The organism is Deinococcus aquiradiocola, assembly GCF_014646915.1.
In the GTDB taxonomy this organism is placed as follows: domain Bacteria; phylum Deinococcota; class Deinococci; order Deinococcales; family Deinococcaceae; genus Deinococcus; species Deinococcus aquiradiocola.
Window position 1 is genome coordinate 35,973 of record NZ_BMOE01000017.1, and the last position, 18,616, is coordinate 54,588.

20 protein-coding genes and 1 pseudogene are annotated in these 18,616 nt (G+C 66.6%); 10 read left to right on the top strand and 11 right to left on the bottom strand.

The annotated features are described in order from the left end of the window. Positions 1–584: 584 nt before the first annotated feature. Together IEY33_RS17035 and IEY33_RS19115 are read right to left on the bottom strand one after the other, a co-directional pair. A complete protein-coding gene (locus tag IEY33_RS17035) occupies positions 585–899 on the bottom strand; it encodes a hypothetical protein (RefSeq protein WP_188964494.1) in 315 nt (104 codons plus the stop codon). Between the two features lie 166 nt (positions 900–1,065). Then, positions 1,066–1,365 carry a hypothetical protein gene (locus IEY33_RS19115; protein WP_229671112.1) on the bottom strand — a complete coding sequence of 100 codons (300 nt, stop codon included), beginning with the start codon at positions 1,363–1,365 and terminating at the stop codon, positions 1,066–1,068. Positions 1,366–1,783: 418 nt separating this feature from the next. Between IEY33_RS19115 and IEY33_RS17040 the strand changes: the two genes are divergently transcribed. After that, positions 1,784–2,767 (top strand): aldo/keto reductase, encoded by a 984-nt coding sequence (locus IEY33_RS17040; protein WP_188964495.1) that lies wholly within the window; start codon positions 1,784–1,786, stop codon positions 2,765–2,767. Between the two features lie 498 nt (positions 2,768–3,265). Here the strand turns inward: IEY33_RS17040 and IEY33_RS17045 are convergent, their stop codons facing one another. The 4 genes and pseudogenes from IEY33_RS17045 to IEY33_RS17060 all read right to left on the bottom strand — a co-directional run bounded on the left by IEY33_RS17045 (position 3,266) and on the right by IEY33_RS17060 (position 6,805). Continuing rightward, complete coding sequence (locus tag IEY33_RS17045; RefSeq protein ID WP_188964496.1) at positions 3,266–4,309, bottom strand: MbcA/ParS/Xre antitoxin family protein; 1,044 nt, start codon at positions 4,307–4,309, stop codon at positions 3,266–3,268. Positions 4,310–4,637: 328 nt separating this feature from the next. After that, a complete protein-coding gene (locus IEY33_RS17050; protein ID WP_229671113.1) occupies positions 4,638–5,672 on the bottom strand; it encodes a C39 family peptidase in 1,035 nt (344 codons plus the stop codon). A 288-nt stretch (positions 5,673–5,960) separates the two neighbouring features. Then, positions 5,961–6,104 (bottom strand): annotated as a pseudogene (locus IEY33_RS19510) (hypothetical protein); the annotation flags it as partial. Between the two features lie 257 nt (positions 6,105–6,361). After that, positions 6,362–6,805: an Ada metal-binding domain-containing protein gene (locus IEY33_RS17060; RefSeq protein WP_188964498.1), complete on the bottom strand. Its 444-nt coding sequence runs from the start codon at positions 6,803–6,805 to the stop codon at positions 6,362–6,364. Between the two features lie 43 nt (positions 6,806–6,848). Between IEY33_RS17060 and IEY33_RS17065 the strand changes: the two genes are divergently transcribed. Both IEY33_RS17065 and IEY33_RS17070 read left to right on the top strand, forming a co-directional pair. Beyond that, a complete protein-coding gene (locus IEY33_RS17065; protein ID WP_188964499.1) occupies positions 6,849–7,862 on the top strand; it encodes a phosphotransferase enzyme family protein in 1,014 nt (337 codons plus the stop codon). Positions 7,863–8,119: 257 nt separating this feature from the next. Then, positions 8,120–8,536, top strand: a complete 417-nt coding sequence (locus tag IEY33_RS17070) for a DUF6896 domain-containing protein (RefSeq protein ID WP_188964500.1) — start codon at positions 8,120–8,122, stop codon at positions 8,534–8,536. 276 nt (positions 8,537–8,812) lie between these two features. On the opposite strand, the gene IEY33_RS17075 is transcribed toward IEY33_RS17070, so the two are convergent. The 3 genes from IEY33_RS17075 to IEY33_RS17085 form a co-directional block, all read right to left on the bottom strand. Then, positions 8,813–9,259 carry a hypothetical protein gene (locus IEY33_RS17075; protein ID WP_188964501.1) on the bottom strand — a complete coding sequence of 149 codons (447 nt, stop codon included), beginning with the start codon at positions 9,257–9,259 and terminating at the stop codon, positions 8,813–8,815. Positions 9,260–9,691: 432 nt separating this feature from the next. After that, complete coding sequence (locus IEY33_RS17080; RefSeq protein ID WP_188964502.1) at positions 9,692–10,750, bottom strand: serine hydrolase; 1,059 nt, start codon at positions 10,748–10,750, stop codon at positions 9,692–9,694. Between the two features lie 352 nt (positions 10,751–11,102). After that, entirely contained in the window at positions 11,103–11,855 is a 753-nt protein-coding gene (locus tag IEY33_RS17085) for a COG4705 family protein (protein WP_188964503.1), read from the bottom strand. Between the two features lie 245 nt (positions 11,856–12,100). On the opposite strand from IEY33_RS17085, the gene IEY33_RS17090 reads away from it, so the two are divergent. From IEY33_RS17090 to IEY33_RS17115, 6 genes are all read left to right on the top strand, one after another. Next, the gene (locus IEY33_RS17090; RefSeq protein ID WP_229671114.1) at positions 12,101–12,766 is read left to right on the top strand and encodes a phosphatase PAP2 family protein; all 666 of its coding nucleotides are present in this window, start codon (positions 12,101–12,103) and stop codon (positions 12,764–12,766) included. Further along, a complete protein-coding gene (locus IEY33_RS17095) occupies positions 12,763–13,440 on the top strand; it encodes a response regulator transcription factor (RefSeq protein ID WP_188964505.1) in 678 nt (225 codons plus the stop codon). Before IEY33_RS17090 ends, IEY33_RS17095 begins: the two co-directional genes overlap by 4 nt. Then, the gene (locus IEY33_RS17100; RefSeq protein WP_229671115.1) at positions 13,437–14,810 is read left to right on the top strand and encodes a sensor histidine kinase; all 1,374 of its coding nucleotides are present in this window, start codon (positions 13,437–13,439) and stop codon (positions 14,808–14,810) included. The genes IEY33_RS17095 and IEY33_RS17100 overlap by 4 nt, the downstream gene beginning before the upstream one ends. A gap of 170 nt (positions 14,811–14,980) precedes the next feature. After that, positions 14,981–15,724, top strand: coding sequence for a plastocyanin/azurin family copper-binding protein (locus IEY33_RS17105; RefSeq protein WP_188964506.1), 744 nt, complete (start codon positions 14,981–14,983; stop codon positions 15,722–15,724). A 37-nt stretch (positions 15,725–15,761) separates the two neighbouring features. Next, positions 15,762–16,211 (top strand): CHRD domain-containing protein, encoded by a 450-nt coding sequence (locus IEY33_RS17110; RefSeq protein WP_229671116.1) that lies wholly within the window; start codon positions 15,762–15,764, stop codon positions 16,209–16,211. Positions 16,212–16,351: 140 nt separating this feature from the next. Further along, positions 16,352–17,191 carry a TolB family protein gene (locus IEY33_RS17115; RefSeq protein WP_188964507.1) on the top strand — a complete coding sequence of 280 codons (840 nt, stop codon included), beginning with the start codon at positions 16,352–16,354 and terminating at the stop codon, positions 17,189–17,191. A 28-nt stretch (positions 17,192–17,219) separates the two neighbouring features. On the opposite strand, the gene IEY33_RS17120 is transcribed toward IEY33_RS17115, so the two are convergent. Together IEY33_RS17120 and IEY33_RS17125 are read right to left on the bottom strand one after the other, a co-directional pair. After that, positions 17,220–17,855, bottom strand: coding sequence for a response regulator (locus IEY33_RS17120; RefSeq protein ID WP_229671117.1), 636 nt, complete (start codon positions 17,853–17,855; stop codon positions 17,220–17,222). Between the two features lie 21 nt (positions 17,856–17,876). Further along, positions 17,877–18,071 carry a hypothetical protein gene (locus IEY33_RS17125; protein WP_188964509.1) on the bottom strand — a complete coding sequence of 65 codons (195 nt, stop codon included), beginning with the start codon at positions 18,069–18,071 and terminating at the stop codon, positions 17,877–17,879. Here IEY33_RS17125 and IEY33_RS17130 point away from each other — a divergent pair. Further along, on the top strand, positions 18,051–18,616 hold a 566-nt coding region (locus IEY33_RS17130; RefSeq protein ID WP_229671118.1), incomplete at its 3' end, for an IS66 family transposase. The two genes, IEY33_RS17125 and IEY33_RS17130, sit on opposite strands and share 21 nt — an antisense overlap.

Consider the following 18,616-nt stretch of genomic DNA (forward strand, 5'->3'; position numbering starts at 1 on the left):
GTCTCCTCACCCTCAGCAGTACATTTGCGCAGCCAGGTCGATCCCCAGTGCCGACGGCCGCCGCTCTCGTTGCCCTGCAGCCGTGGCCTCCCCTGGGATCCTGGCCACCAGCAGGGGAAATGAAGGTCGTGACGACACGGCCAGCTTTCCGGATGACTGCCAGAACAGCTCTTCGTTGGCCACCCATCTCGACCTGCCCAATCATCTGTCTCACTGAGCCTGAATGAACTGCATCTCGCCGGGAAGTCTCATTCCACATAGCCGGTCGGTCCACTGAACATGCAGGTCGCTGGAGCTTCCCGGCATCAAGGCTCATCGTGGAGACATCCCGACCCAGCGTAGATTGACGTGACCGGGGTGAGCTGAAACTCTGCTCTGCAGGGCCCGTTGGGGCAGCCAGGCGAGGAATTTCTCATTTTCTGGCCCTGGATTCAGAAGGAGTGGGCTGGAATCATCACAGATATGCCTGAAGTGAAGGGCGTCGGCGGCGGAGTCACACCCTCAGACTTTACGATCAAAGAAGAAGGCGACCCGAAGGTCGCCTTGATTTCTCTAATCTAGCCCGGTATGCGCCCGGTGTCAAACTATTCATTCGGCTGCGCTGGAGCGCGCTTCTGATTCCGGACCATCCGGGTCTGCAGGGGCGCGAAGTTCCGGCCCGGGTGGAAGCTGCCGAGCTTCGTGACGGTCGCCCGGTGCTCCTCCACCCAGCGCCGCTCCGCCACCGTCAGGCGGTACGCGCTGCTCAGCAGGTAGGTGGGCTTCTTCTCCCCCTCCGGAAGCAGGGCGTACAGGACGGTGGAGAGGCGTTCCCCGCGCAGGTCAGCGAGCGCGAGGCCCGCCTTCTTCGCGGCGGCTTCGGTCGGGTACAGGCGGAGAGGTGCAGGCGTGCCGGGCATCCCTCCACTCTACCGGGAACGCTGGGGGCACCCGTCCCCTGCCCCCGTCAGACACATGAAATCGGGGGCAAGCATCCAGAGTGGAAACCGCCACCCGTTCCCTAGACCTAACGCGCGCGAGGAGACGGTCGCAGCCGTGGGAACGCCTGGATCGAAGAGAGCGTGGTCAGCAATTGAGCAGATCAGTCGAAAGCTGCCACAGGCGGGCTGGATCGAGTGCAGACCCGGCTACGCCACGTCGCACCCCCGGGTGGTAAGGTTCAGCTTCAGTGCAGTCTTCGAAATACCGGCCGGTTATCCCAGCGACCAACGGCGACGCCGCCAGGAGCACCGACGTGGCTGTTCCCGGTTCCGGATTCTTCCACGACACGTCGGTGCTCACCGGGTCGAAGGAAGTTGGGGCAGCGCTGATGTCTTCGATAAAGAGACTCAGATTGGGGCCGACGATGCGGCCAGTGAGCGACATCGCCGCATCTGGATGACCTGCCGGCAGGCAGTGTACTGATCGCACTGGTGGACAGAGCGCGCCTGGCGCAGATACGGCCAGAGACGGAGCGATGGCACGGCTCGTTCGAGGCGCGACGCTTGCTGAACCTAGAACCGCGAGGTGCCGACGACACCCTGCTGGCCCTGACCGATCCAATGTACGCCACTGGCGGCTGAGGGCAATGACACATGGGGAGTCGAGAGGAGGCACGTCTTTGCGGCTGGTTGAGTGGTTCTGACGGATCATGAGCCCTGCACGGAGTGGCACGCCGCCCGGAGAGTGGTCCGCCATCACCAGAACCAGTTCAGGTCCTGACCCGCCAGGTGTTCACTCGGGGCACATCACCGACCTGATCCCTCGCTTCCGCTAGCATCGGGAACGTCAACAGGAGGCACGCATGCAGTACAGAAGGCTCGGAAAGACCGGTTACGACGTCTCGACCATCTCGTTCGGCGCGTGGGCGATCGGCGGCACATGGGGGCAGGTGGACGACGCGCAGAGCATGGCGGCCCTGCACCGCGCCCTGGACCTGGGCATCAATTTCTTCGACACCGCCGACGTGTACGGCGACGGGCACAGTGAGCGCCTGATCGCGCAGCTGCGCCATGAGCGCCGCGAGTCGTTCACGGTGGCGACCAAGGCCGGGCGGCGCCTCGATCCGCATGTGGCCGGCGGGTACAACGGGCCGAACCTGCGGGCGTTCATCGACCGCAGCCGCCAGAACCTGCAGATGGACACGCTGGACCTGGTGCAGCTGCACTGCCCGCCCAGCGTGGTGTTCAGCCAGCCGGAAGTCTTCGAGGTGCTCGACGGCTTCGTGCAGGAGGGCATGATCCGCCATTACGGCGTGAGCGTGGAACGCGTGGACGAGGCGCTGGAGGCGATCCGCCACCCGAATGTGGCGACCGTGCAGATCATTTTCAACGCCTTTCGGCTCAAGCCCGCCGACGCGTTCTTTGCCGCTGCCCGTGACGCCGACGTGGGCATCCTGGCGCGGGTGCCCCTGGCGAGCGGCCTGCTGACCGGCAAACTCAGGGCCGACACGCCCTTCCAGGCGGACGACCACCGCGCCTTCAACCGGCACGGCGAGGCCTTCGACAAGGGCGAGACCTTCAGCGGCGTGGACTACGCGACCGGCCTGGAGGCCGTGGAGCGCCTGAGACCGCTGGTGCCCGAGGGTTCGACGCTGGCCCAGTTCGCGCTGCGCTGGATCCTGATGTTCCCCGAGGTGACCTGCGCCATCCCCGGTGCCCGCAACCCCCAGCAGGTCGAATCGAACGCGGCCGCTGCCGACCTGCCGCCGCTGAACGCCGAGCAGATGGCGGCCGTGCAGCGCGTGTACGACGACCTGATCCGCGGCCAGGTCCACGGGCACTGGTGAGCGGCGTTCACGGGCACCCGCGCCCTTGAAGGAGTTCCTGAGCCCGTTCCGTTCGTGAGCAGTTCCTCGCGGCCCGCACCGTCTCGAGCGAGGGTGGGCAGGCCCTGCATGAGGGCGACCGTCAATGCCGCCAGCGGCCGGACAGCTGTGCCTGCGGGTAACGTCCCTGCCTGGATGTCGTGCTGGATGCGGGCTGAGGGCCTGCAGGTCTTGCCGCCGCTTGGTCAGGGCGGCCCTGACCGGCTGCGAGAGGTCCGAGCCGGTGGCGGCCGCGGTCTCCATCAGGCAGCCCGGTGGAGTGTGCGGTTGAGTGAACAGCCGCGCGGAACCCTCCAGCAGGTTCCTGACCGCCTGTCGCGCGGAAGGTGCCCGCTGCAGGCCCTCCTTCGGCGATCACCGGTCTGGCCCCAGCGTCCCGTGAACGGTGAGGTGCCGCATGGCCCGGCACGGCCTCCCGACCGATCAGAGCTACCCTCGGACCGCTCTTCCGGAACCCGCTCAGGCAAACACCCCGTCGTTCAGACCCTCCAGCATCTCGACGACGGAACTCAGCCCGGACCGCGTGCCGCAACAGTCGATGGGGCGCCGCCAACCGAGCACCGGGACCGGCTGGCGCAGCCACCCCACGGCCGACGCGCCCCCCTCGCGCGTGAGGCGGTCGATCAACCCGCCCAGCGCGTACAGCCGGTCCAGCACGTCCAGGCTGGGCCGGTCACGTGCCCCGGTCGGTCCGGCATCGAGACCGAGCAGCCGCCCCACCTCGCCGTCGTCCAGCTGAAGTGTGTCCTGTAAGGCGGCCCTGATCTTCGGCAGCGTCGCGATCCCCGCCGGGACCGGCAGATCTCCCGCGAAGAGCCGCAGCGCGTCGTCCCGCGTCAGGGTGAGCCGCGTCCAGCGGGTGAAGTGGGGCGCGGCCGTCGACAGGTCCCGGGCATCCGACCCGGCGTCCGGGATGACAGCAGGCACGTCCCCCGGGAAGAGCGGGTCACCCTCTGCACTCGCTCTGGAGAGGATCTCCTGACCTCGCTCCAGGCCAGGCGCGGTCCCCGGGTTCGGGAAGAATCCAGGCACAGCGATCAGCGCGTCCCGGTCCACCCCGGGACCGGAGCGGCCGGAACGGAGGGCCTGCCGTAAACCGTTCAGTGCGTTCTCCGGGTCGGGATCAGGGGAATGGAGCGACCACACCAGGAAACCGTGCTGCGCCGAGACTTCTTCGCAGAAGACCGTCCACCCGCCCGTTCTGGGCGCCTGCGGGGTACCGGTGAGCGGCAGTCGGAACTGGGTCAGCGTCCAGGGCAGTTCGGAGGCCTCCACGCCCCCAGCGAGCATCCTGCGGTGCAGGTCGGCCGGGTCGAGGGCCGCCAGCCGCGCCCGGGCGCGGCGCTGGGCAGGCCACGAGAGGGTGCTGACGCCCGGCTGCACGTCCCAGCAGGGGTCGAGAGCGGTGAGCAGGTCAGGCTCGTCCAGCGTCTCGGTCAGCGCCAGGAACAGGCGGGCGAGAGCCGTGGAGATCGGGAGGACAGGCGCGGGATCGGTAAGCATCGGACCTCCTGAAACGGGGCGCGCAGTCCCCGGACGGGGACCGGAACAGCATCGTCTGCGGCCTGTCGTTCAGGATCGCTCAACCTCGAAGGCGACAGCGGTACCGCGCGGCTTTCTGGTCCGTGGCGCTGACGGTCCTGGTCCCGCCCGTACACGGCAAACGCGCTGGCGAAGGTCTCTCCAGTCTGCGAGATCCGTTCGGTGGGCGTCAGGGGCTCTCAGTCCGCGATGTCCGGGCAGTCTACGCGCGCGCCGCACAGGGCCTCCAAGGAGTTGAATTGACCGGTCTGTAGACGTACGACCCTGATCGACCTGCTCCCGGTGCCGGTCAGCGGTCGGTGGTGGACGCCGGGATCTCCTTCAATTGCCCTTCCCGGTGCCGGATGACGTACGCGAGGCCCCCGGAGTGGACCAGCCACTGCCGTTCGAAGTCGGCGCGCGGGTAGGTGCGGCGCACCTCGGCGGCCGTCGCGGCCGCCGGATCGTTGACGATCGGCTGCCCTTCTCCGTCGAAGCCGCGCAGCACCACCAGGTGCCCGTTGCAGCTCGGAATCGGGGCGCCGGGCAGTTCCCCTTCCCCCCACCGGATGCTGAGGATGAGCGGCACACCCTGCGCGATCAGCGCTTCGGCCGCCTGCAGGTCCGGCAGGCGGGTGAGATGGGCATGGTACCCGAGTTGACCGGCGTGAGCGACGTTGAAGACCCAGTTGCCGGCACCGGGGTACTCCTCGTCGTACACCGCGGCGGCCGTTTCCGGAACGCTGACCTGCGTGCCGAGCGCCCCCAGGACCATGGCGAGGCTGGTGGGGCTGCACCAGCCGCTGCCACCCTCGTGCTCCATCTGGGAGTACTCCGGCACCGCGAGTTCCACACCCCAGTGCTCCGGCTGGCCCGGGCGCGGGGTGCCCGTCAGGTGGGCACGCTCGCTGGTCGCGAACGTGAGCAGGTGAAGCTGGCTGCCTTCCCCCTGAAGGGTGACGCGGGCCTGGTAGGTGGTCGCCAGCGTCTCGAGGCGCAGGGTATCGGTGAGGACGCGGGCGTCCTCGTCGTCCTGACCGTCTTCACTGTTCCGGCCGGGTTCGGTCTGCCAGGTTCCGAAGCTGTACCACTTCGTCCAGCGGTCATCGGACACCTGAACGCGGACGTGAAGGGTGAGCGTCCCGCCAGGAACGAGGGTGGCGTTCCAGGACGGCAGGAGTTCATTGAAGGGTTCGGTGGTGATGGGGTCGGTGGTGAGTGTCCCGACCGGGTTCCCCTGCAGCATGAGGCCGGCCGAACCGGGCTGAGGGTGCAGGTGGAAGCGTTCGGCGCGGTCTTCGCCTGTCTGGAAGTCGAGGATGGACGTGGAAGGAGAGGAGGCCATGGCACCTCCGATGGTACCGGGCGACAAGGGAGAGCTGGGAAGGAAGTGTGGTTGGCGCACGTGGGCCCTGAGCAGCAGTGCGGGAAGGAGAGCGCGGATGGCCTGGATGTTCTCTTGTCGCGCTTGGATGATGACGGCACGACGCATATCAGGTCCGTGCGGTCGCTGCGGAGGATCGCCGGAATGTTATCGGCCTTGAACGCGGTCCCACAAGAGCAGTGACGGTCAGACTTGGCAGCGGTCACGGCACGTGCGCTTCCCCTGGGCTGGTGAAGGCGACGCTGCCGATCAGGACGTCGGTTGGGCCACGCCATCGAGCGCGATGCTGACCGGCGTACTGCTGCTGGTGGTGGTGCCGTTCCCCAGCTGTCCGTACCCGTTGTTGCCCCAGCTGCGCACGGTGCCGTCCGATTTCAGAGCAAAGCTGTGAGAGTTGCCGCTCTCCGTTCACGGCGACACGCCCTGCAGGACCCCTGCCCGGATTCATCCCCTCAACCTGTTGGTGCTCACTTCAGGAGTCGAAGAACGAACTGATCAGGGCCGCCCAGAATGCGAACGACAGGACGCTCAGCAGCCGATCAGACCAGTCCGGCCTGTGACCCGACCGCTTCGGGGCCGGGGCGTGGGATGTGGTGGGTTCGTGATGCTCGTCTGTCCTGGGTTCCGGGATCATCGCGGGGCCTCCAACTTCATGGGCGGTCGTATAAAGCGGCGGGCGTATTGAGGCTACACCGCTGACAGGGTGAGGGGTCATGCGTGCGTGAACCGCGTGTGCCGGACCTGAACGTACCCGGGCGGCAGGGAACGAAGTGTGAAACAGACGCACGCTGCTTGGCGTCCGGCCGGTCGCGTCTTCCAGATTCAGTCCCGCCGCGCCCACAGCGGTGAACGCCGTGACGCTGCGGGCCACCTCGGCAGGCGAGTCGCCCTACCCGGCCTCGCCGTCGGCATTCATGGGGAGCGAGACGGTATTGACGAGGTCCGCAACGGCCCGGCACCTCTCGTCCAGCGTGAAGGTCTGCCCGTACCGCCTGCTGTGCGCTCTCGGGCGAGTCGTGGAAGACCACGTTTTCCGGTTTGGGCTTCCTGGCCCGGCAGGACGGTAGGCAGTAGATACCGGTGATGGACACCACAACTGTCCGTCCGTGAGTGGGGAATCGGCCCTAGGATCGATGGATGACAGGCACCCGTTCTGAAGAGGATCTTCCCGGCCTCCGTCCCCCGCCTCCCCTGCCGGTCGCCTTCTCCATTCTCGACCCCGCAGCGTTGGCCGCTCACCTTCAGGAGCAGTACGCCCTGCAGGGCCCTGTGTCCTGCGAACTGCTCTCCGGTGGCGTGAACGATACCTACCTCGTTCGCACGGCCGGCGAACCGGTCGTGTTTCGCCTGTACCGACTGGGCTGGCGAACGGAAACGGACGTCGCCTGGGAGACCGCGTTGCTGGCCCACCTCCAGGCGCAGGGCGCGGAGGTGAGTGTGGCCCTGCCGGACCGGACCGGCCGTCATCAGCACTGGGTGAGCACACCCGAAGGGCCACGCCCGGGGGCGCTCTTCACGTTCGCGGCAGGCCGCAGTCCTTGGTGGAGAGAGGGGAGTCACGGGCACCGCTTCGGGGCGTCCGTCGCGACGCTCCACGATGCCATGGAGACCTTCGACACCCCGATCAAGCGGTTCCGACTGAATCTGGAGCACCTGATCGACACTCCGCTTGCGACGGTGCTCCCGCTCCTGAAGGACCGTCCCGAGGACGCGACTTACCTCGCGGCTCTGGGTGCACGGACACGGGCGCGGCTGGCTGAGCTGGCCTCGCAGGGCCTGTCGGAGGGAATCTGTCACGGTGACCTTCACGGCGGCAACGTGCACGTGGACGACGGCATGTGGACGCATTTCGATTTCGATTGCGGCGGTGTCGGCTGGCGCTCGTACGACATTGCCGTCTTCTGGTGGAGCATGAGCACGGGGAAGCAACCCGCAAACGTCTGGGACGACTTTCTCGACGGGTATGGTCAGGACCGGCTCACGCCCGCCGACCGTTCGGCACTCCCCTGGTTCGTGGTGGCGCGGACCCTGTGGCTGCTCGGCCTCCACGTGGGTCTGCGCCACCGGATCGGGTCGGTCTTCCTGTCCGGGGAGAGCTACTGGCACGAGGTCCTGACCTTCCTGCGGACCTGGGAAACGGAACAGCTGTGATGGGGGCGTGAGCGTCGGGACCACCATCTGCGCTCAGGAGACCATGGCGGTGAACTTCGCCGTTCCAGCCGACGACGGTCGGTCATCACTTGGCGAGTTGCCACGAACGATCCGCAGTTCAGGGCACGGAGCCTGTGACGAAGACAACGACCACAGGGGTTTGTCGTGACCGCAGGGGACTGAGCGGGCGCTCGTGCGGCCCAGCCCCTCCCGGCCAGCTGGATGACCACGTTCAGCCTCTGTGCGACACTGCCACCATGTCGTTCCCTCCCGACCTGGTGGCGTTTCGTGCGCTCGTCGATCACTATCACGCGCTGGTTCGGGAGGTGGTGGGCCGCATCGAAGCTCAATACGGTATTTCGCACATCGAGGATGTCTGGGACGACCGTTTACCCTGGGCAGGAGAACTGCCAGGGCTGTCCTTCCACCACCACGGCCTGGGTTTCACGGCCACCCTGAATAACTACACGGTGAAGTGGGACTGGTGGGCTGACCGCAACATGGACCACTTCGATCCCTGGGCCCTTGCTCAGCTTGCGGAGGGCCATGAAGCCGAGTTCGGGATCTGGCACGAACCTGAGGTGCTGCGCGCCTACGTCCTCCATCTGGAGCAGACGGGCATCGTGGAGCAGGTGAACGTGGGCGGCGCTTACCGGTTCACCGACACCCCCTGAGATCCAGGAACTGTTCGGTGGCCATGTGGGCGGCCGCCGCGTGGTGGACGAGGTGGACGAGTACGGCACACCTGTGCTGAAGACCGTGTGCGCGTTATAGCCTCAACCGACTGTCTTGGCGAAGACAGCGCGGACTCCTCTCACCACGGCGTAGCATGGCTGCATGGCTTCCTGGTCCGAGCTCGAATGCAGGTGGCCGCGGTGCCGGGCGGGCCATGCGGGTCCAGGTGAGCGGTGACATGTCGGCAAGAGACCATGCTTCTTTGCTTCTTTGATTTACGGGCGGACCGAGGGATCGAATTCCTTCACGGTGATGGAGAGGCCACTCGGGATGGACGGGTCTTCCTTGATGTTGATGGTCGCGAAGCTGCGGTACGTCCCTCTCACTTCAGGGGTATTCGGTGAGCATTTGAAGCCGAAATCGTAGGAGTAAGGGTCGCTGCTCGTGAGTGTTCCCCCGTTAATGGGGTACCTCCCGCCGATGGTCTCGCCGCCCAGGATGGGGGCGAGCGGTCGGCTCATGCCGGGGTCGACCGAGACGCTGGTGTTTGCCGTCAGGAAGGACACGCTGTCCCGGCCGTGGTTCGTGATGGACAGGTCCGGGCAGCTTCCCGAGGGCGCGTACGCCACGAACACCGCCGACAGCGAGTGCGTGGCGAAGAGGGTGTTGCAGCTCGTCAGTGCGAGCAGGGCGAGGCCTGAAAACAGAACCAGTCGTTTCATCTTTTTCTCCTGACAGCAAGAATGTCGTTGTTGATTGGGGGCACACGCTCAGCACCGGCTCACCTGACCTCAGGCTGCTCCTGGCGCAGGAAAAGAACTGGAGCCCGCGGCACCCGGTGGAAGCCCACGCGTTCTCGTTCGAATTCGACCGGGCACCCCTGATGCCGGATAGACGCCTGTACCGCCCGCGACGCTTCCCGCTGGTTGTCCGTGTCCGCTTCCATCGCGCCGTCCCTCAGCCGCCTCCTGTTCGACGGGATCAGTTCTGAGCGGAGGGAGGATTTCCCGCGGGATGTCCTCGAAGATCAGCGCCTGGGTCCTGAAAGGCGACCTTGGGGCACCACCGCCAGCATTCCCGGCCTGCAGGGTGCAGAAAGACACGAGGAGGAAGGCAGCCGCCTCGCTTGCGAGGCCCCCGGTTCGTTCCCGTGATCAGGGCGTGCCGGTGGATTCCGCGAGCGGGGTCACGGCCGACACGATCCAGTTCAGGACCGGGCGCAACTGGCCCTCGATCTCCTCGGCGTCCTGCACGTCACTCTCGTGGTTCACGTACGTGTACGCGATCCCAGAACCGTCCGGCAACTCCATGAAGCCGGTCATCGTCAGCAGCCGCCACCCGCTGCCCGCTTTCGCGCCCCAGTACGTGTACGGGAACGGCACCCCTTCCGTGGGTTTCGTGCAGCACCCGCTCGCCATGATCTCCCGGAAACGCGCCCGGGTCGCCGGCTTCAGCGTCGACTGCAGGAACAGCCTGGACAGCAGGTCGCTGTACGCGCGTGCGGTGCTGCTGTTGAGGAGGGACACGTCGTTCTCCGGGTGATAGTTCGCGCCGTTGAAGTACGTGTCCAGGCCGTCGTACACCGCCTGCTGATGCACACCCTGCGCGAGGGTGTTGATGCGGGCCGCGACGTCACGCTTCTCCTGGGCGGGGAGCGCCGCGAAGGTGCGCGCACTGCTCCTGAGCGTTTCCGGTGTGGACGGGTCGATGATTTCGGGGATGAGGCCGCTCATGGCGGCCCAGAAGGCTTTGGTGGTGAGGTGGATGTGGGTGCAGGGGCTCAGCTGCGTCGTCCGTTCGGCGACGCGTGCGGGGTCGGCGGCCAGGTGAAGGATGTCGCTCGCGGTGTTGTCGGAGTTGCGGATGGTGAGTTCGGCGAGCCGGTCGAGGGTGTTGATCCGGTCCGGGGGGAACGCTTCGATGCTCTGGTTGGCGTCGGTGGTTTCGAACTGCTGGTCGAGGTGCAGGTGGCCATCGTCGACCTGCTGGAGGACGGTGTACAGCAGCATGGTCTTGAACGCGCTGGCGAGCGGGAGGCGCGTGTCCACGGGACCGGACCGGACGTCGTGCGTCTTGCGGCCGTCCGGGAGATAGTGTGCGGCGTAGAAGGCGACGGTGCCGCTGACGTCGGGGGGGAGTGGGGGCGCCTCATGGTGGACGGGGGCCGCGGTGTGGGTGGACTCCTCGCAGGGGACGGGGTCGGACGACGACATGCGTTCCAGCAGAGTGGACGGTCGCGCGCGCCATGACGGCAGGTGTGACTGCCGTGCGTTCGTGATCTTCCGGAACGGAAGCCACCGTTCCTCAGCGCATGACTTTGCCACCTTGTGTCTGGAGGAGCTGGAAACCATGCCGTTTGCTCTGATGAGTCCTTTTTCCCAATACAGGAGCAGCTCCTGTATTGGGTTCTGAATGTTCATCTGTGCAGATCTGTTGCCCTGTCCGACTTCTTCAAGTCAGGTGGTTTGTGCCGACCGGGCGGGTGAGCAGCGGATCTGTATCTTCAGTGGGACTTCCGCCTGAGGGGTGAGCGTGGACGGAGAGGTGTCCCGATCGACGGCGCGGTCAGGCCGCGTCGGACGCCTGGAGCTGGTCGCGGCGCGTCACGCTCAGGTACACCACGACGGCCAGGATGGCCGCCATGAAGATGGCGCTGGTCCCCATCGTTCCCAGGGCCAGACCGCCCGCGTCCTTGTCCTGTGAGAGGTAGTCGCCGATGGACGCCCCGAGTGGACGCGTGAGGATGTACGCCGCCCAGAAGGCCGGGATGCTTCCCAGTCTCAGGAACCGGTGCGCCAGTGCCACCAGCAGGATCAGTCCGGCGAACAGCAGGGCGGACCGCCAGTACCCGATGTCGAGGCGCTCGGCGACGAGGTCGCCGGCGGCCGTGCCGAGCGCGAAGGTGAACAGCACGGCGAGCCAGTAGAAGACTTCCCGGCGGGTGGTGAGGATGCTGTGGATGGAGAGGGTCTTCTCGCTGCGGTACCACAGGGCGAACACGGCGGCCAGCGCGGCGGCGAAGACGATGGTGGTGGTCCAGAGGCTGACACCGAAGTGGTCGGTCAGGTTGTCGGTGATGAGCGTGCCGACCACGCTGACGAGCACCACGGCCAGCCAGTACACGCCCGGCACGTAGCGGCGCAGACGGAACTGCCAGACGAGCACGGCGGCCAGCATGACGCCCATCACCAGCGTGGTGCCGGTGAGGCCCAGCTTGAGCGTGGTGTTCAGGTAATCGGCGGCAGTCTCGCCGACCGTGGTACACAGGACCTTGATGATCCAGAAGAAGACCGTGACCTCGGGGACCTTGCTGAGCATGGTCCGGAGGGTGGAGGGTGGGCGTGCGGTTTCTGTTGTCATGGGTGGCCTCCGTGGGTGCCGTGCGTGGGGGGTGTCCGGGCGGTCGGTCCGGCTTGGTGCTCCGGGTCCGGTGGGGTCCGGGTGCGTCTTCTTCCTGTTCGGGGGGAGTGTATGAACGGCGAGTTAAACCCCCGTATACGCTTGTCATGGCTGGGGGTGGCCGGGTATACCCACGTTTTACGGGCGCTGATCAGACTCCGGGAATGTCCGCTTCTCCGCGTCCGTTCATCGATCGCATCCGTCCGGCGGCGTTGGTGCGGCTGCTGCTGGGGATCCTGCTGCCGCTGCTCGTCGTCGGGGCGCTCGGGGAGGACGTCCTGGAGCGGCAGCGTTTCGCGTTCGAGTCCCCGTTCATGCTGTGGCTGCACGCGCACAGCACCCCCACCCTGGACCGGATCGCCCTGACGCTGGCGGTCGTCGGCGGGATTCAGGTGATCGCGCCGCTGAGCGCCGTGCTGGCATTGGTCCTCTGGCGGCGCTCGCACCGGTCCGCGCGCTTCTTCGTGGTTGCAGTCCTGGGCGCCGCGGCGCTCAATGGCGTCATGAAGCTCGCCTTCCACCGTCCAAGACCGGAACTCTGGCCCCGCCTGGCGCAGGAGAGCGGGGCGTCGTTCCCGAGCGGGCACAGCATGTACAGTGCGGCGTTCGTGACCACGCTGATGCTGCTCGTCTGGAACACCCGCTGGCGCTGGCCGGCGGTGGTGCTCGGCACGCTCTTCACGCTGGCGGTCGGCTGGTCACGCATCGACCTGGGCGTGCATTACCCGACGGACGTGCTGGCGGGGTGGCTGAGCGGCGTCGCCTGGGTGCTGGGCGTGTACGGCGTGTACCGTCCAGGTGCCGTCCGTGACGGGGAGCATGCCGCGTGAGGGTATTGATCGTGGAGGATGACCCGTTCATTTCGGATCTGCTGAGCGACGGTCTGGCGGAGGAGGGGTACGAGTGCGACGTGGCCGGCACGGCCGCCGAGGCCGGGGAGCTCGCCCGGCTGTTCCCGTACGGGCTGCTGATCCTGGACGTGATGCTGCCGGAAGGAGCGGACGCCGGATTTCAGCTCGGGCGTCAGTTGCGGCGGCACGGGCTGACGACGCCGGTGCTGTACCTCACGGCGCGCGGCACGGTGGAGGACCGCATTGAGGGACTCGACGCGGGCGGGGACGATTACCTCACCAAGCCCTTTGATTTCGGGGAGTTGCGGGCCAGGATCCGGGCGCTGCTGCGCCGTGTGAGTGGTCACCCGCAGAATGTCGTGGCGCTGCCGGCCGGTTTCACGCTCGACCTGAGCGGCCGTGACCTGTACCGGGAGGGCCGGCGCACCGACCTGAACCGGCGGGAGTTCATGCTGCTCGAACTGCTGGCGATGCATCCCGGGCGTGCCTTCACGCGGGAGGAGATCGTTGACCGGTTGTGGGGTGGTGACGGCGGGGTGGAGTTGAAGGTGATCGACGTGTACGTCAGCACCGTGCGGCGCAAGACGCACGAGACGTTGATCGAGAGGGGGCACGGGTACCGCCTGGGCCGCATTTCAGGCGACCCGGCATGAGGTTCCCGTCTCCGGGGGCAGGTGCGTTCCGGCTGCTGGTTCCGCACGGCAGCCTGCGGGCGCGGCTCACCTTCGGGTACGCGCTGATCTTTAGCGCGTGCATTCTGCTGGGGGCGCTGGGCGTGTATGTGACGGCCCGCAGCAGTCTGCAGCGCTCACTCGACCGTACGTTGCAGGAGACGGCGAGCGTGGCGCGCGCCAGCATCGAGACGGGACAGGGCCGGGTGTTTCTGGCTCCGGAACTCCGGCCTGCCGGGGACCTGAGCATCGAACTGCTCACCGGGAGTGGGACCGTGATTCAGACGGTCGGTCTGCACGGTCCGGTCCGGCGGTTGCCGTTGACGCCTGGACTGCGCAGCAGCGGTGAGCGCCGGGTGCTGACGCTGCCGGTCGGGGCGGACCTGCTGCTGCGGGTTTCGCGGCCCAGCGACACCCTGACCGAGGTCCTCGAAACGCTCGGGCGGATTCTGACGGTCGGGAGTCTGCTGATGGTGGCGGTGTCGTGCGCGGCCGGGTACGTCCTGGCGGACCGGGCACTGCGTCCGGTGGACGAGGTGGTCGGCACGGCGCGCCGGATCGCGCAGGGCGGCCAGTACCTGGAGCGCGTTCCGCAGGCGCCGGGGTCGGATGAGATGGCGCGGCTGACGGCCACCGTGAACCTGATGCTCGATCACCTGTCAGGCATGATCGACCGGGAGAAGGAATTCGCCCGCATCGCGGCGCATGAACTCCGCACGCCGCTGACCGCCCTGAAGGGCCGCCTTGACCTGGCGCTGGAACGGCCTCGGGATAACGAGACGTACCTCAGGACCCTGTCGGTCATGCGCAACCGCGTGAACGCCCTGGTGCGGCTCAGCGAGGGGCTTCTCGACCTGGCGCGCAGTGACGCGCCGCTGAACCTGATGCCTGTCGAGTTGGGGGCGGTGGCCCTGAGCAGTGCCGAGGCGCAGCGGGAGGCGTTCCTAGCGGCCGGGAAGCGGCTGGAGCTGGACGTGGAGGAGAGCTGGGTCCAGGCGGAGATGCCCGGCGTGCAGCAGGTCGTGCAGAACCTGCTGGAGAACGCCCTGAAGTACGGCGGTTCGCGGGTGCGGGTCCGGGTGAGCGGCGGCGTCCTCGAGATCGAGGACAGTGAGTCCGGGCCGGACGGGACGCAGTGGGCGCGTCTCCTGCGGCCGTTCGAGCGGGGGGTTGCGCTTCAGGCGGTGACGGGCAATGGCCTGGGGCTGGCCCTGGTTCAGAAGCTGGCCGGGCGCTGGGACGCGGAGCTTCGCCCGGACTGGCATCCCGGGGGCTTCTCGGTGAGGGTCAGCTGGCACGTTCATCCTCCGGATGGAAGCTGTGCCGCTGACCTCCAGTCTACCCGGGTTTAGCGCCGTTTTCCGTTCCAACTCTTGTGGAATCCCACAAAGCCGGAGATATCAATAGTTTAATGTCGACGTATCCAAGAGGTGGTGCCGTAATCACTCAGATTCCGTAAGCGAAACTTCATTCGAGCCATACGCTCACGATCTCACTCTGTCCCTGACCCTGGAGGAACACCATGGCACGCTTTTTCCGTTTGAATTCAGTACTGGCTTCGGCGCTCCTGTTGAGCAGTGCGGGCGCGGCGGCCACGCCCACCCTGACCTTCCCCTTCAAGGCTGCCATCACGCCCACCAGCGGTGGTTCCGGTCAGTTGACCGTTCGCACCCTGAGTCCCACGAGTTCCATCTCGGTGCTGACCCTGCGCGGCCTGACGCCCAGCACCCCGTACGTGGCCCACTACCACGCCCTGGGCGCGGCCAGCAGCGACCCCTGCGCCTCCAACGGTCCCATCACCCTCGGCTTCCCGGCCTTCAGGTCCAATGCGCAGGGTCAGGCCACGGTGCTGCTGCGGGCCGATCCGGCGCGGATCAAGGGCACGCTCGGGGCTTATGTCAATGTCCATACCGCCGCGAATCTGGCAGTGGTTCCACTCTGCGCGTCGGTGCTGAAGACTGGGAAGGCCCAGGCGGCCCAGAGCACGACCACTGCGGTGCCCGCCGCGCTCCAGCAGACCGTCAAGATCGGTGACAACTTCTTCATGCCCGCCGCTCTCTCGGTGGCAGCTGGCACCACCGTCACCTGGCTCCACACCGGGAAGGTCACGCACAACGTGCTGTCGGTTGATCTGCCGGGGATTCACTCTGCCGATCTCCAGCCCGGCGAGAGTTACAGCTACACCTTCAAGACCCCTGGAACCTTCACCTATTACTGCTCGTACCATGAAGGCATGAGTGCCACAATCACTGTGACCAACCGCTGAGGCGGCGTCAACGCACACTCGCACCACGGAGGACATCATGATGGGACACAAGATCGTATTACTCGGTATCGCTGGCCCCCTGCTGCTCGGCTCCTGCGCGCTGTTTGGCCTGCCGACCACCTACCTGTTCAAGCACAACCCCAACCAAGCTGATCCGAATGCAGTCGGCAATGCCGTCGCGTCCGAGTCGGGCGGCGGCATGGTCACCACCGTGCTCAGCCTCTCCGGCCTGACGCCTGGCAAGGCGTACATCGCCCACTACCACGCCTTTGGGCCGGACTCCAGCACCAACCCCTGCGCCTCAAACGGCCCGGTGACGGTGGGCTTCCCGAACTTCACGGCAGACGCCAGCGGGAATGCCAGCGTGACGGTGAAAACCGAGCAGGTCAAGATCGAGGGCGACAAAGGCGCGTACATCAATGTGCACTACGCCAGCGACCCCTCGGCGGTTCCGATCTGCGCGCCCGTCAAACTCGCCAAGGGCTGAGGAAGAGACATGCAGGCAGGGGCCCCTCACTTGACGGTGAGGGGCCCCTGCCTGCTGGTGAAACAGCCTGACCACTGACCAGAGAGACTGGAGGAAGGGAACCCAACCCTGCGGCAGCCCTTGGCCGTTAGGCTTGACCCATGACCCCGCTTACCTTCGGCCCCGCCATCCAATTGACCTCCGGGCCTGGCGTGGACGTCCGCCCGAACTGGACGCCAGACAGCGCTGGCGTAGTCTTCGAGCGCCTGCTGGGGGGAACGCGCGGTCTTTATCAGGTGCTGTCGGACGGGTCGGAGCTGACCGAGCTGACGCTCTGCAACCTGCCGGGCACCAACGCCACCGGGCGTCCGGCCTTCTTCGGCCTGAACGACTTCGCCTTCGTCAGTGACCGGAGCGGGCGACCGGCCCTCTGGCGCTGCAACCTGCCGTACGGAACCGTGACGCTGCTGGTGGAGTCTCCCAAGGCCTGCTACGGTCCAAGTGTCGCCGCCACCAACCGGCGGACGCTGCTGTATTTCCAGCAGACGGAGGGGCAGACGTTTCATGTGCATCAGCGCGACGCCGACGGAAACACCATCCAGCTCACGAACACAGCGGGCGTGCAGGATCAGCCCTGGCTGCTCCCGGATGCCGGCTCGTTCGTGTACCACGCTCAGGAAGACGGGAAGAACCTGATCTACCTCCAGCCCACCGGGCCCGGAGCGAGGCGGGTCTGCCTCAGCCCTGAAGACGAGGGAACCGCCTATGTCACCCCGTTCCCGTCGCCGGACGGGCAGTGGGTGGCGTTCTCGTGTACCCACTCCGGAACCTCCCAGGTCTGGGTGATGAAGATGGACGGCACGGACCGTCAGCAGGTCACCGCAGGTGATCCACACCGTTTTCCGGCCTGGAGTGCAGATGGAAAGATGCTGGTCGTCGTTCGGGGTGAGCCGGTGGCAGCACAGCCGAGCGGGCACCTGTGGACCATCCCGATACGCTGAACGCCCACATCACGGCGCTCGTGCGGGTTCAGTGCAGCACCGCGATGCCCGTTCTGAGGGCGTACACGGCAGCCTGTGTGCGGTTGTGCACCTTGAGGGCGGCGAACGTCTGCGACATGCGGTTGCGGATGGTCTTCTCGGACACGCTCAGGCGTACAGCGATCTCGTGGTTTCCCAGGCCCTCGGCCACCAGCCGCAGCAACTCGCACTCCCGGAGGCTCAGTGCCGTGTCTGGAAAAGCCACCCTCTTGGGCCGCGTGACGTCCAGAACCGGCTCACCCGCATGAACCCGCCGGATCAGACTCACCAGCTCGTCCCCTCTGGCTGTCTTGGTGAGGCACCCCTTCGCGCCCGCCTCCCGTGCCCGGATCGACTGGAATGGATCAACAGACGACGCCAGGGCGATGATGCGGCTCGCGGGCCGCTCCTGCAGGGTGGCCTGGATGGTCTGCACGCCGCTCAGACCAGGCATCTCCAGGTCGATCAGCGTCACGTCCGGGCGCAGACTGGCCGCGAACCGGATTCCTTCCCGGCCATCTCTGGCCCCGGCGATCACCCTCATCCCAGCGGCTTCGAGGAGACGCCCGACCCCCTGGCGGAACAGGGCGTGGTCATCGACGATCATCACCCGGATCTGGGCCGCTCCCGTCATGCGTTCAGTCATCCTGGTCGGCATCTCGCTGTCTCAGGCGTCCAGGTCCGGGCAGAACTGCTGGACGATGTACGGCCCGTAGTAGTGGATGAAGTGCCCGCCGTGCGACCGCAGCAGGTGGCAGACCCGCGGGGCCTGTTCCTCGTGGCTGACGTGGACGACCACCAGATACCGGCCCCGCAGCAGTTCATCTTCGTAGCGTCGGGCGTGCTCGTACTCGTCGGTCATCTTCTGAATCTGCCGCCGCCAGCGGGCCAGCAGACCGTGCCGCTCACCCGTGAAATCCAGGCGATCGGCACCCAGAACGCCTGGGTGGGCACCTTCCGCAGTGCAGACACCGTGGTGTTCCGCGCGAACCTGCGGCATACCAATGTGGAAGTCCGGGAAGGGCTGGGGCAGAACTTCGCGGGTGTGCTGGTCAGCGACCGCTCCTCGTCCTATGACAGCCGCTTCCTGCAGGACGTCCAGCAGCAGAAGTGCCTGGCGCACCTGATCCGCAACGCGGATGATGTCGCCGCTGGAGAGCAGGGTCGACCTGGGCGGGGAGAGCTGTACGGGCAGCGGGTCGCACAGGTCTTCCGGGACGGCATCCGACTGCACCGGAACGTGAGAGCGGGCGTGTGTACGCGAGAGGAGTACGCGCAGCAGGGTGAGTGCCTCACCCTGCGCCTGGACGCCCTGCTGAATCGGGCACCACTGAAGTCGAAGGCGAACGAGCGACTCCGGTTGGGCATCCTGAAACAGAGCGTGCTGGACCGGTTGTGGCGATTCCT